This window comes from Streptococcus bovismuti, assembly GCF_042436615.2.
Lineage (GTDB): Bacteria > Bacillota > Bacilli > Lactobacillales > Streptococcaceae > Streptococcus.
This window is the reverse complement of the sequence record NZ_JBHMFR020000003.1, coordinates 94,159-107,078: the sequence shown is the minus strand read 5'-3', so window position 1 is coordinate 107,078 and position 12,920 is coordinate 94,159. Positions and strand designations below refer to the sequence as shown.

The 12,920-nt window shown below is 37.7% G+C and carries 13 protein-coding genes; 2 read left to right on the top strand and 11 right to left on the bottom strand.

The genetic code is table 11. From position 1 onward, the window contains the following. The 3 genes from murD to typA all read right to left on the bottom strand — a co-directional run bounded on the left by murD (nt 1) and on the right by typA (nt 3,583). Complete coding sequence (gene murD, locus ACERDH_RS04960; RefSeq protein WP_386683871.1) at nt 1-1,353, bottom strand: UDP-N-acetylmuramoyl-L-alanine--D-glutamate ligase; 1,353 nt, start codon at nt 1,351-1,353, stop codon at nt 1-3. Nucleotides 1,354-1,467: 114 nt separating this feature from the next. Beyond that, a complete protein-coding gene (locus ACERDH_RS04955; protein WP_261446304.1) occupies nt 1,468-1,722 on the bottom strand; it encodes a DUF3165 family protein in 255 nt (84 codons plus the stop codon). Nucleotides 1,723-1,741: 19 nt separating this feature from the next. Next, the gene (typA, locus tag ACERDH_RS04950; protein WP_000164111.1) at nt 1,742-3,583 is read right to left on the bottom strand and encodes a translational GTPase TypA; all 1,842 of its coding nucleotides are present in this window, start codon (nt 3,581-3,583) and stop codon (nt 1,742-1,744) included. A 161-nt stretch (nt 3,584-3,744) separates the two neighbouring features. Here typA and ACERDH_RS04945 point away from each other — a divergent pair, with 161 nt between their 5' ends. Further along, entirely contained in the window at nt 3,745-4,470 is a 726-nt protein-coding gene (locus ACERDH_RS04945; protein WP_386683841.1) for a 16S rRNA pseudouridine(516) synthase, read from the top strand. Between the two features lie 33 nt (nt 4,471-4,503). Here the strand turns inward: ACERDH_RS04945 and ACERDH_RS04940 are convergent, their stop codons facing one another. Then, nucleotides 4,504-4,896 carry a rhodanese-like domain-containing protein gene (locus ACERDH_RS04940; protein WP_386683838.1) on the bottom strand — a complete coding sequence of 131 codons (393 nt, stop codon included), beginning with the start codon at nt 4,894-4,896 and terminating at the stop codon, nt 4,504-4,506. Further along, nucleotides 4,896-5,165, bottom strand: a complete 270-nt coding sequence (locus tag ACERDH_RS04935; protein WP_000522400.1) for a YqgQ family protein — start codon at nt 5,163-5,165, stop codon at nt 4,896-4,898. Before ACERDH_RS04935 ends, ACERDH_RS04940 begins: the two co-directional genes overlap by 1 nt. Before the next feature lie 63 nt (nt 5,166-5,228). Here ACERDH_RS04935 and ACERDH_RS04930 point away from each other — a divergent pair, with 63 nt between their 5' ends. Continuing rightward, entirely contained in the window at nt 5,229-6,137 is a 909-nt protein-coding gene (locus tag ACERDH_RS04930) for a LysR family transcriptional regulator (protein ID WP_049501939.1), read from the top strand. Between the two features lie 129 nt (nt 6,138-6,266). Here ACERDH_RS04930 and ACERDH_RS04925 read toward each other — a convergent pair whose 3' ends face one another. The 6 genes from ACERDH_RS04925 to ACERDH_RS04900 form a co-directional block, all read right to left on the bottom strand. Beyond that, the gene (locus tag ACERDH_RS04925) at nt 6,267-7,463 is read right to left on the bottom strand and encodes a hypothetical protein (RefSeq protein WP_415741911.1); all 1,197 of its coding nucleotides are present in this window, start codon (nt 7,461-7,463) and stop codon (nt 6,267-6,269) included. 15 nt (nt 7,464-7,478) lie between these two features. Further along, nucleotides 7,479-10,241: an AAA family ATPase gene (locus tag ACERDH_RS04920; RefSeq protein ID WP_386683831.1), complete on the bottom strand. Its 2,763-nt coding sequence runs from the start codon at nt 10,239-10,241 to the stop codon at nt 7,479-7,481. A 15-nt stretch (nt 10,242-10,256) separates the two neighbouring features. Next, entirely contained in the window at nt 10,257-10,469 is a 213-nt protein-coding gene (locus tag ACERDH_RS04915) for a hypothetical protein (RefSeq protein ID WP_386683828.1), read from the bottom strand. A gap of 19 nt (nt 10,470-10,488) precedes the next feature. Continuing rightward, complete coding sequence (locus ACERDH_RS04910) at nt 10,489-10,905, bottom strand: hypothetical protein (RefSeq protein WP_386683825.1); 417 nt, start codon at nt 10,903-10,905, stop codon at nt 10,489-10,491. Nucleotides 10,906-11,057: 152 nt separating this feature from the next. Then, entirely contained in the window at nt 11,058-11,699 is a 642-nt protein-coding gene (locus tag ACERDH_RS04905; RefSeq protein WP_084886905.1) for a hypothetical protein, read from the bottom strand. Nucleotides 11,700-11,725: 26 nt separating this feature from the next. After that, entirely contained in the window at nt 11,726-12,700 is a 975-nt protein-coding gene (locus tag ACERDH_RS04900; protein WP_386683821.1) for a choline-binding protein C, read from the bottom strand. Between the last annotated feature and the right edge of the window lie 220 nt (nt 12,701-12,920).

Below are 12,920 nucleotides of genomic sequence, written 5' to 3'. Positions count from 1 at the left end.
TTATTCCTTTAACTCCGCTACTGTGTCGATAAAGAGGTCGCCACGTACTTCAAAGTTAGCATACATATCCCAGCTGGCATTGGCAGGACTGAGAAGAACCACGTCTCCTTGAATCGCAAGTTCATAGGCCTTGCGGGTCGCATCAGCAATATCAGTCGCATCCACATAAGACACACCAGCCTTATCTGCTGCCCGTTTGACACGTTCTGCAGACTGACCCAGGATGACCATCTTCTTGAGTCCAGTAATATCTGACACCAATTCGTCAAACTCATTGCCACGGTCCAAACCACCTGCAATCAAAATGACCTTGCTGTTGTCAAATCCTGACAAGGCTTTTTGAGTAGCCAAGATATTGGTTGACTTGCTATCATTATAGAATTTGACACCCTTGATTTCATCCACAAATTGGAGACGGTGTTTGACACCACCAAAGGCTGAAAGAGTTTCTTTGATGATCTGGTTGTCTACACCACGAAGCTTGGCTACAGCAATCGTCGCAAGGGCATTTTCCACATTGTGGCTACCAGGAACTCCGATTTCATTCGCTGCCATGACAACTTCCCCACGGAAGTAGAGCTGACCATCTTCCAGATAAGCTCCATCAACCTTTTCAAGTGTTGAGAATGGTACAACTGTAGCTTGTGTTTTAGTAGCTAATTCTTTTGCCAAGTCTTGGTTAAAGTTCAAGACAAGGAAATCAGACGCTGTCATCTTGTTCTGGATATTCCACTTGGCTGCTACATATTCCTCAAAAGAACCATGATAATCGATATGAGTTGGCATGAGGTTGGTAATAACCGCAATCTCAGGATGGAATTCTTGAACGCCCATCAATTGGAAAGAAGAAAGTTCCATAACAAGCGTGTCCTTGTCTGACGCAGTTTGGGCCACTTGACTAGCTGGATAGCCAATATTCCCTGATAAGAGACCATGTTGGCCGGCAGCAGTCAAAACTTCTCCAATCATAGTCGTTGTGGTTGTTTTTCCATTTGAACCTGTGATACCGATAATTGGCGCTTCTGAAATCAAGTAAGCCAATTCTACCTCAGTCAAGACTGGAATTCCCTTGGCCAAAGCCTTTTCAATCATGGGATTGCTGTATGGAATACCTGGATTTTTCACCATGAGGGCAAACTCTTCATCCAAGAGTTCCAAAGGATGACCGCCTGTGATGACCTTGATCCCTTCTTCCAGCAAACTTTGCGCAGCTGGATTGTCCTCGAATGGTTTCCCGTCATTTACTGTTACAATGGCACCCAGCTTATCCAACAAACGAGCTGCAGATTCACCAGACTTGGCCAAACCTAAAACAAGGACTTTCTTATTTTTAAATTGATCTATTACTTTCATGTCACAAACTCCATTTCTACTCTTACTATTTTACCATTTTTATGGAAATAATTCTAAACGAAAATGCTCAGATTGGGCATTCTAACAAGCAAAAAGAGAGCCGAAACTCTCTTTTTATCTTTTTTTACTTTTATTAACCGACATGAGGGTAATATCTCGCAAGCTAAAGTATGCTAAGAAGAGCATGGCGATTGCGATAAAGAATTCTGTCGGTAGCTGAAAGATTTGCAGGACAGACAACATGAGCAAAATCAAAAGTGCTACGAAAGCAAAGACGACAAGGACGATATTAACTGTCCCTTTAATGCTTTCTGGTGTCGCAAATACATAGAGTAGTAATAAGAGGAGTCCTATGATTAAATAAACCATCTTTATCTCTTTCTAGCTCTTATTCAGCTGATTTTTTCTTCTTGTTAGCTTTCTCACGCTCTGCCTTGTTAAGGATTTGTTTACGCAAACGGATAGACTCAGGCGTTACTTCCATGTACTCATCGTCGTTCAAGAACTCAAGAGACTCTTCAAGGGTCAAGATACGAGGTGTCTTGATAACAGCTGTTTGGTCCTTAGTAGCTGAACGAACGTTGGTCATTTGTTTCGCCTTAGTGATGTTAACTGTCAAGTCGTTCTCACGAGAGTTTTCACCGATGATCATTCCTTCGTAAACCTCAGTACCTGGGTTGACAAAGATCGTACCACGTTCTTCGATAGACATGATTGAGTAAGTTGTAGCCTTACCAGCATCGATAGAAACAAGGGCACCACGGTGACGACCACCAATTTCCCCTGGAATCAATGGCAAGTATTGGTCAAAGGTATGGTTCATGATACCGTAACCACGAGTCATTGACAAGAACTCAGTTGAGTATCCGATTAAACCACGCGCTGGAACAAGGAAGACCAAACGAGTTTGACCATTACCAGTTGAAATCATATCCAACATTTCACCCTTACGTTCAGAAAGGCTTTGGATAACAGATCCTTGGTATTCTTCTGGAGTGTCGATTTGAACACGTTCAAATGGTTCACATTTAACACCATCGATTTCTTTTACGATAACTTCTGGACGAGATACTTGAAGTTCATATCCCTCACGACGCATTGTTTCGATAAGGATTGACAAGTGCAATTCTCCACGTCCTGAAACAGTCCATTTATCTGGTGAATCAGTTGGGTCAACACGAAGGGAAACGTCTGTTTGCAATTCTGCCTGCAAACGTTCTTCCACCTTACGAGAAGTCACCCATTTACCTTCTTTACCAGCAAATGGTGAGTTGTTGACCAAGAAAGTCATTTGAAGAGTTGGCTCATCGATGTGTAGGATTGGAAGAGCTTCAACTGCGTCTGTCGGAGTAATAGTTTCGCCGACAAAGATATCTTCCATACCTGAAACGGCAATCAAGTCACCTGCTTTGGCTTCTTGAATTTCACGACGTTCCAAACCAAAGAAACCAAAGAGTTTTGTAACACGGAAGTTTTTAGTTGTACCATCAAGTTTAGAAAGGGTAACTTGGTCCCCAACTTTAACAGTACCACGGAAGACACGACCGATACCGATACGACCAACGAAGTCATTGTAGTCCAAAAGTGATACTTGGAACTGCAAAGGCTCATCTGAGTTATCTACTGGAGCTGGGATATGGTCAATAATCGTGTCAAAGATTGGTGCCATAGTAGCTTCTTGGTCAGCTGGGTCATCTGACAATGAAGAAGTTCCGTTGATCGCTGAAGCATACACTACTGGGAAATCAAGCTGGTCATCATCTGCACCAAGCTCGATGAAAAGTTCCAATACTTCATCCACTACTTCAGCTGGGCGAGCTGATGGTTTGTCGATTTTGTTAACAACCACGATTGGGACAAGGTCTTGTTCCAAGGCTTTTTTCAATACAAAACGAGTCTGTGGCATTGTTCCTTCGTAGGCATCTACGACCAAAACAACACCGTCAACCATTTTCATGATACGCTCAACTTCTCCACCGAAGTCCGCGTGTCCTGGTGTGTCCATGATATTGATACGAGTTCCGTTATAGGCAACGGCTGTATTTTTAGCAAGGATAGTAATTCCACGCTCTTTTTCGATATCGTTTGAGTCCATAGCACGCTCAGCCAATTCAGTACGTGCATCAAGCGTTTCTGATTGTTTCAATAATTCGTCAACGAGGGTTGTTTTACCGTGGTCAACGTGGGCGATAATCGCAATGTTACGGATATCTTCTCTTAATTTTGTCATGATTTCCTCTATAATATTCAAAATTTATTTTCTAACTGAACGATTATACCATATTTTCAAGTAAATAACATAACTCAAGCAAGTGTAAATGTTTTCACTCCGCTTTTCTTTTCACGTCAAGCCTTTTCAAAGCAAGCGACTTATGATAAGATAGGCACAGTATGCGTTTAGATAATTTATTAGCCCAAGAAAAAATCAGCCGAAAGGCCATGAAACAAGCCTTACTCAGAGGAGAAATTCTAGTCGATGGTTGCCCTGCCCGCTCCCTAGCCCAAAATATCGATACAGGTCTACAAGAACTCCTTTTTCAAGGACAAATCGTTCAAGGCTATGAGCACACCTACCTTATGCTTCATAAACCTGCTGGTGTCGTTACAGCCAATAAAGACAGGGAACTTCCAACCATCATGGACCTGCTTCCACCTGACATCCAGTCTGACAAGCTCTATGCCGTCGGCCGACTGGACCGAGATACGACAGGACTCCTCCTCGTGACCGATAACGGACCCTTGGGCTTTCAGCTCCTCCATCCCCAATATCATGTCGATAAGACTTATCGAGTTGAGGTTAATGGACTTCTGACACCTGACCATATCCAAGCCTTTCAAAAAGGAATTGTCTTTTTAGATAGTACTGTCTGTAAACCTGCAAGACTAGAGATTCTATCAGCAAATCCTTCCTTCAGTCAAGCCTCTATTACCATTTCAGAAGGAAAATTTCATCAGGTTAAGAAAATGTTTCTCTCGGTTGGTGTCAAGGTGACCTCCCTCAAACGCACCCAATTTGGCCCTTGGAACTTGGATGATAATCTTCAAGAGGGAGACTATCGTCCCTTAAACTCAGAAGAGCTGACAAGCATTCGTAAATTTCTCAGAAAAAGTAGTTAAAAAATGAGCTCGGAAACATCCAAGCTCGTTTTCTTATTTCTCGACTTTGACTTTCCCTTTCCAAGAATCCAAACCATAAGAAAGGATATAAATATCAGAAAAACCTTGTTTTTTCAAGTAAAGGGCTGCATTTGTGACACGTTGCGCACGTTGCGCACGTTGGTTTTCGTAAAGAAGGACAGGTTTATCTTTACGAAGGGCTGCAAGACTAGTCTTCAACTGACTTGAAGGAATATTGCGGGCCCCAAGGATATGTTTTCTGTGGAATTCTGCTGGATCACGCAAATCAATCAATTGACCTGTACGAATCAAGGCTTCAAACTCCTCATTGTCTACGATTTTAGCCGCACGGCGAATACGAAGATAGTTAAAGCCCATCCACACCAACATTGCTAGTATAAGTGCCCACAAAATCCAAGTAACCATTAGTTCATTTCTCCATTTTTCTCAATATAATCCAATTCTACCTTGTGCTCTCTGCGAAGAACCGCTTCTGCTTCTAGATAGTCTAATTTGTCCATCAACCCTGCATCGTAAATTCGAGAGAGCTCCAACTTCATCAGTTCAATATCATATAAGCGTTTTCCCATGTAAACAATAATACCAAATCGTTTGAGGAATTGCTGCACATCATAGAATGTTTTCATAAGACTCATTCTAGCAAATTTTTGTGTTTTTTTCAAGAAGAGACCCACACAATACTCCTGATTTTCCTATCTTCTTTGGCGATTCTGACGCAAGTGTGGTACAATAAAAACATGAGAATTCAACAATTACACTATATTATCAAAATCGTCGAAACTGGCTCCATGAATGAGGCAGCCAAGCAACTCTTTATCACCCAACCCAGTCTTTCCAATGCTGTGAGAGATTTGGAAAATGAAATGGGTATTGAGATCTTTATCCGCAATCCCAAGGGAATCACCTTGACCCGTGATGGGATGGAGTTTCTCTCTTATGCACGTCAGGTTGTCGAGCAAACTCAGCTTCTGGAGGAACGCTATAAAAATCCTGTTGCCCACCGCGAACTCTTTAGCGTTTCGTCTCAACACTATGCCTTTGTGGTCAATGCCTTTGTATCGCTACTCAAGAAAAGTGATATGGAGAAATACGAGCTCTTCCTTCGTGAAACTCGTACTTGGGAGATTATTGATGACGTCAAGAACTTCCGTAGTGAGGTCGGTGTCCTATTTTTTAACAGCTACAACCGTGATGTTTTAACCAAAATGCTGGATGACAACCATCTGCTGGCTCACCATCTTTTCACCGCGCAACCGCATATCTTTGTCAGCAAGACCAATCCTCTGGCAAAGAAAGACAAGGTGAAACTATCTGATTTGGAAAACTTCCCTTATCTCAGCTATGACCAAGGGACGCACAACTCCTTCTACTTTTCAGAAGAGATTCTTTCCCAAGAACACCACAAGAAATCCATCGTAGTCAGCGACCGTGCTACCCTCTTTAATCTCTTGATTGGTTTAGACGGTTATACCATCGCAACAGGGATTTTGAACAGCAACCTCAATGGAGACAATATCGTGTCTATCCCACTGGATATTGATGACCCGATTGAACTAGTCTATATTCAGCATGAGAAAACCAGCCTATCCAAGATGGGCGAACGCTTTATCGACTATCTCCTAGAAGAAGTTCAGTTTGATAGTTGATACTCTTTGATTTTCATTGAGTATTAGAATGTCTCTAAATCAAATAAGCTAAAAACCTCAAGAACTAGCTTTCAACCCTAGTTTTTGAGGTTTTTTCTCTAATAGTAAATCATAAGGATTTTAAAAATCTTATTTTTTAAACCAAAATATAGATAGGATTAAAACAAGGACAAGTCCAGCTCCTACAACCAGTCCAAATACTGGGATGTTCCCAAATAGTTTTTGTTCTGGCTTTGTCTCCTCACTACTGTCTTGAGTCGATTCTGCCACTGTATCGCCTTGTTTCGCTACTTCTTGATCTGCTTTTTTCTCTATTTTCTTAGGACCATAAGTTGGATTTACAAAAGTTACTAGCTTGGAAGGTTTAGAATAGTCTTCCTCCCCTTCTTTTACTACCCACGCTACATTATATAACGTACGTCCTTCTAGTACCATACCATGTTCGAGTCGATGACCAGGAGGCAAACCTCCACCTAAACCAACACTAAAAGCAAACGCTTGATCCTCCTGATCCTCTTTTAAGACAATAAATCCATTCTCACTCACTTTTTTAAGACGAGATACCTTCCCTCTAATATCTGCATCCTTAAAGGTTCCAGTGAAGCTTCCGTCCTCTCCTAAAATAAGCGATGAAGCTCTACCAGGATTACTACCATTATTTGGCTCTTTATTAATCCAAATACCTACCAACTCAGACGGCAAAGGAATTTCATCTCCAATTTTGGCATCGACAAGGGACTTAGGCATAGGAGGATTCGGATCCATATTATCTCCGATGATTGGGAGATTTAGAGAAGTATATTCAATAGCTGAGGTATCTATTTTTGTTTTAGAATCAAGATTTAACTCATCTAAATCACCTTCTCCTGCTCTAAATTCACCTTTTTTAATTAAACTTGGCTCCTTATTTTCTTTAGAAAGTTGGAACAATCTATATGACATAATCCCTGGAACACTTTCAAAAACAATAATACTTCCATCTGTGTAGGTATTAATAACTGTCCCCATTCTAAGGCTTGTATCCCAAAATCTATCAAATAATGGAGTTGGAGTATTACCATTCATATAGTATACTTCAAACAGTTCCCATTTTTGACCGTTGGTCAGACCGATTAATAACTCATCCGTCCCATTTTTATCAATATCCATCAAAGCGTAACCAAGTCTATTAGCATTATTTTCAAATAGATGTTTACTCTCCCACTTTGTAGTAATTTGTGGCAATAGTTGGTTGTAGGCAGTACTATCAGCTTGGGCTGAATTCACAAGTGAAAATAAGCCAATTATAAAAGAAAGCACCGCCATTAGTTTATTTAGTAATTTCAAACAATTTTTCATATTTTATAATCTCTCATATTCTAGCATCATTCTCTCAATATCGACTTTATCTATTGTCGATAAATCAGTCACGTTCTCACGTGATACTCTAATTGATAAGTTCTTAATAATTTTTTCATTGATATTTCTAATCCAGCGACCGTTACTACAATCATTGATTTTGTTATACAAAGATTTAATAGTTTGAGTATAACAGTCCACATCGATAAAGTATCCTTGATTGTTTAATCCTAATAAACCAATTTGAATAATTTCATCCGCTGTATAATCTTCAAAATCAAAAGTATTTGGAATTCGGCTTGGTAGTCCTGAATTTACTGATAGAAATTCTTCCATTTCCTTTGTATATCCAGCAAAGATAATGACAATATCTCTTCTATGATCTTCCATGAATTTAAGAATCTCATCAATCGCTTCTTTACCAAATCGATCTTCATTAGAATTTGATAGTGTGTATGCTTCATCAATGAACAAAACTCCTCCTAAAGCAGATTTCAATACTTCTTGCGTCTTGATAGCCGTTTGCCCTACATACCCAGCTACTAAATCACTTCGAGATACTTCAATGAATTTATTTTGAGAAATAATTCCCTTTTGAAAAAGAATTTTTCCTACGATACGAGCTACAGTAGTTTTTCCAGTCCCTGGATTTCCTAAGAATAAGGAATGAAGTGAGAAATCGCTTACAGCAGCACCTTGTTCTTCCCTCTTCTTATTCAACTCCGCTAATGAAATAAATTGTTCAACCTGTTTTTTAACTTTCTGTATTCCTATCAAGTTTTGTAGTTGTTCCAAAGCATCTTTTTGACTTTCTTCTGGTTTTTGAGTGCCTTGAAGAAGGACATCATCTATATCGTCATTGATAATTGTCACATAATCATCAACCTGCGTCTCAACAACACGATTGGCTAAAGCTCTCATTAAGTGTTCATTAAAATTACGAATCCATCGTCCATTACTATGATCTAACGAGCGACTATAGGCCTGCTTAACTCTCATAGCATAATAAGCTTCGTCTTCAAGTTGATAAGCAGATTTCTGAAGATTTTTCAATCCCATTTCTACAATTTCATCACCAGAATAGTCCTCAAAGAAGAATGTATTTGGTACACGTGACTTTAATCCAGGATTTGTTTCAAAAAACTGTTCCATTTCTTTAGTGTAACCCGCAAATATAATCATAATTTCATTGCGGTAATCTTCCATATACTTTAGTATCGTGTTTATAGCCTCTAATCCAAAATTATGTTGAGAAGATTTTCCCTTATTTAAAGTATATGCTTCATCAATAAAAAGAATACCACCTTTAGCCTTTTCCAATATTGCTTGCGTTTGTACTGCTGTCTCACCAATATGAGTTGCAATAAGATCCGACTCAGAAACCTCAATAAATTTAAATTCATCTCCAGGGAGAACACCTCTGTCAAAGAGAACTCTACCTAACAATCTTGCTACTGTTGTCTTCCCTGTACCAGGATTTCCTGTAAAAACAGAATGTAGAGATTGTTCTTGAATTGGAAGACCTTCTGATAATCTTTTTTGATTGAATTCGACTGTTCTTAGTAATTTTTGGACTTCTTTTTTTACATTATTTAAACCAATCAAGCTGTACAATTCTTCCTCATAATCGCGTTCGATAATCTCACTGATTTCCTCTTGTGGTTCAGAATTTGTACTCTCTTCATTCAAAATTTTACAGCTATTTTCTGAAATATCCCATATTATACCATTCGTATCTTCAAATTCTTTAAGAATAGTATCTGCAATTAGGTATGAACTATCTGAAAGTCGAATATTTGGGGTAATATTACGATTTAATCTTATTGTATTTGCTATTAAGACAGAAGTTCCACAATAAATATCAATTTTTTCCTCGTTCTCACCTATGATATCAACAAAATCACGAACCCTACAAAATGAATTGGACTCTAACAAAAGAGATTCCCTAATGACTGTTTGCTCTATATAGACTCGACTACTATTTGCCTTTATAGATGTCAAAGAAGATCCAATTGATTCAAGACTAGCACTATTTTTCAGATAAACAGCCGCTTGATAAAACGGTTGAATGACTTCTGTATTTTGTAATTTCGCAGTCGAACGGCTTAAAAAAACTGCAGGGTATGCTTTTTCAGCGTCCCCCCCTTTTAAGAGAGTATTTATGGAAGTCACTGATGAATCTTTTATATTTAATATATTAGAAACCCAATTCTCAATCACTGTATCTTCCATTTGAATAGATGAGCCCTTATCTGCATTGAATTTTATATTTAACTCTGCACGCTTTAGCTCTAAGGTAGAATTACTAACTTTAATTGATGTTGTACTGTAAGAACCATTATATAGTTGATTTCCTGCATTTTCGATTAACAATTTTGACTTACCTTCAACCAATATGAAAAATTTTTTATTTTCTAATTGTTCATTAAAGTATACAGTATTTAGAACTACATTTGAATTACCCTTTATCTCTAAAGCACAACGGTGGTCATCTACTTGAAACCAAATATTTTCAAACTGAACTGTAACGCCGTTCATAATTGTCAGATTCGCTGCTATAGTATTGTGATAAAGTGTTCCTCCATCTTCTGTCCCAGAAATTTGTCCAACTATTTTGATACTTTTTTCTATCTTATAATGTCTTCCTGCTGGTAGTTCAAGCATAAAACCTTCTTCAAATGCAAGAATATCACCATCTTTAGCTTTCGAATAAGCTTCTCCAAAAGACCATGAACTAAAACTTGTTCCTACTTTATATGTTGTCATTTTTTTAATATCTTTCTAAACCATGAAAAATCCAATACTAATTTTAATTAAGATTGATAGCATTTTTTCCAAAATATTCCCAGCCTTTTCTACCCTTTCTTGAGTTAATAAATCAGACACTTTTCTTTTTTGCAAAGACATTTCTTGACTTCTATGATCACTCGATATTGGACTTTCAGAGTCCAATTCATTCCCCTGTACTTCAGGAACTGAATTTACTTTTTGCATTGAAGGCATTTTTACTGATTCATTTTAACTCTTTTTTTGGAGGATGTTGACGATTATATTTAATAGCAAAGAACCAACCATAAAAGATGGTAAAATACCATGATGCTATTAAAAGAACTATACCAACGCTCACACAAACAATTCTAATTCCAAGCTGGATAGCAAACATATTACCAAGTGCGTCAAGTGCACGATCAATTGCTCTATCATATACTGGTTCAATGGATGTAGGATATCCACGATAATCATAATAGATTCTATGTTTTAAATAAATATCTCCTTTATCCATTTCTTCTCTATAGGCCGCACCTATTTGCTTAAACATTAAACTGAAGAAAAATCCTTTTGGGATAATATTTGATACCACTTTAAAAATGTAAGAAAATACATACGGATACAATAGAATATTGATAATTGCCCAAATAATATGGAACACAATACCTAATATTACAAAAAACTGATTATGTGAATGAGCAACATTAAATTTCTCAAACTCAGCAATTTCTGAAAATATTCTTACAGTATTGTAATAGGTGATAAAACCTCAAGAATCAGCTTTCAAGCCTAGTTCTTGAGGTTTTTTAGTTTTTACAGTCCGTGTCTGTAATTAAATGCATGTGCTTCAATTTCTTCGATAGTATCTGGGAAACGTTGCACTAATCTAGCTTTTAATAATTTTTTCAAACTTGCTTGTGGTGTTAATTCTCCCACTTCTAAAGCATGTCTTATATACTCCCTAATTTTCCAGTATTGTTTAGCGTCTTCTATCAATAATCTTTGAAATTTTTTAGGTCGTGCAAATATCAACCTAACTACAAAAACAAACGCTGAAAATCCTAATACCGAACCAATATCTGATAAGCCGATTGGAACACTTAATAACAAGACGATAAAAGCTGTAAATAATGGATGTCTTTTAATAAAGTTCACTAGTTTCTCACCATTAAATTCCTTTGTTAAATATTGAACATCCTTTTGTAATACGGAAATATTTATTCCACTAGCTTTCTCAGGGAAAGGGTAGTGTTTAGCTCTTAAATGACCATCGACTTCTAAATGACACAAATCTTCACGTACAATTGGGTCAAAAAATCTAGCTTGATAATTTTTAAACTTTGTAGCTGCTCTCTCCTCAGCTGCTGACAATGTTTTTTGGATACCTATTTTTGTTGCTGCATGTCCTAGTGTTAAACCAGAACTAACTTTTAGTGAGTCTGTAAATAATCCCATTTTTTCATTTTCCTTTTCTTTTTTCCTTATTTCACCCACTTACCTGAGCCATCTACTTGGTAGCCATCTGGGGTACGTTCGTTGACTGCCATCTTACCATTTGACTTGAGGTAGTAGTCGCCTACCCATGTGTTACGAGCGTAACTTCCTTCTGATGTTAGGTAATAGTAAGATTGGTAACTACTATCATAGATCCACTCACTCTTAGCCATTTTACCATCTGATTTGAGGTAGTAACTTCCAGCCCAAGTATTACGCGCATAGCTACCCTCTGCTGTCAAGTAATAGTATGATTGATAGTTATTGTCATAAATCCACTCGCTCTTAGCCATGTAACCACCTGATTTAAGATAGTAGTTGCCTGACCAAGCATTTTGAACAAAGTTACCTGACGCATTTAGATAGAAATAAGAATTGTACTGAACATCAAAAATCCATTGATTCACTACTTTCACACCAGCTTTGTAGTAAGAAGAACCTGACCAGCCAGTCTGACCTGAGTTAGAGTTAGTAGATTGTTTTGGAGTTTCAGTAGCTGTTGGTGTTTCTGAATTTGTTATAGGTACATATCCGTGATTTGATACTTTAAAGACTTCTGACCGACCAAAATATCTTTTCCCAAAGTCTTTTTCACTATAAACATCAATATGATATCTTCCATCTTCAGCATATAGTAACCAAACATGGTCTTGACTTCTAGTTTGATCCCCAAAACTATTAAAGTTATAACTAGATACAATAGCCCCTGTATCTTCATTAACTAAATCGTAATACAAAGATGGATTATCATTAGAAGAATTTCTTTGAATATCTACCAGCACACTTCCTGAATAAAACGGATTCCCAGTAGTGGCTATCAAGTTGATTTTCAAGGGATTTTGAGTATCCTTGACACTCATATCTGTTAAAGCGTGAACTTCTGTCGGTTTAGAAGCTACATAACCTACTGACAATAAAGCACCAGCTAGTAAAGAAGAGGCCAACATTTTTCTGTTTTTCATAACAAAACTCCTTATATATTTCTATTTTTCTAAAAATTTTTGATAATTGTCTTATAACCTTAAAAGTAAATATAATTTTTTTCTAGTGTCAAGTGTTTAAGTTTTTCCCATAGCATTTTCTCCTTTGATGGCTAATAGAATAGGATTGAGTGGTAAGTCAATCCTTGTTATACTAGTATAACAAGCCAGCTTTATTAGCTATTCTTTCCCTTATCATACC

What these genes read in the sequence shown, in the direction of transcription:
- murD (WP_386683871.1), bottom strand. Translation starts at nt 1,353, where the DNA reads ATGAAAGTAATAGATCAATTTAAAAATAAGAAAGTCCTTGTTTTAGGT.
- ACERDH_RS04955 (WP_261446304.1), bottom strand. Translation starts at nt 1,722, where the DNA reads ATGGTTTATTTAATCATAGGACTCCTCTTATTACTACTCTATGTATTT.
- typA (WP_000164111.1), bottom strand. Translation starts at nt 3,583, where the DNA reads ATGACAAAATTAAGAGAAGATATCCGTAACATTGCGATTATCGCCCAC.
- ACERDH_RS04945 (WP_386683841.1), top strand. Translation starts at nt 3,745, where the DNA reads ATGCGTTTAGATAATTTATTAGCCCAAGAAAAAATCAGCCGAAAGGCC.
- ACERDH_RS04940 (WP_386683838.1), bottom strand. Translation starts at nt 4,896, where the DNA reads ATGGTTACTTGGATTTTGTGGGCACTTATACTAGCAATGTTGGTGTGG.
- ACERDH_RS04930 (WP_049501939.1), top strand. Translation starts at nt 5,229, where the DNA reads ATGAGAATTCAACAATTACACTATATTATCAAAATCGTCGAAACTGGC.
- ACERDH_RS04920 (WP_386683831.1), bottom strand. Translation starts at nt 10,241, where the DNA reads ATGACAACATATAAAGTAGGAACAAGTTTTAGTTCATGGTCTTTTGGA.
- ACERDH_RS04915 (WP_386683828.1), bottom strand. Translation starts at nt 10,469, where the DNA reads ATGCAAAAAGTAAATTCAGTTCCTGAAGTACAGGGGAATGAATTGGAC.
- ACERDH_RS04905 (WP_084886905.1), bottom strand. Translation starts at nt 11,699, where the DNA reads ATGGGATTATTTACAGACTCACTAAAAGTTAGTTCTGGTTTAACACTA.
- ACERDH_RS04900 (WP_386683821.1), bottom strand. Translation starts at nt 12,700, where the DNA reads ATGAAAAACAGAAAAATGTTGGCCTCTTCTTTACTAGCTGGTGCTTTA.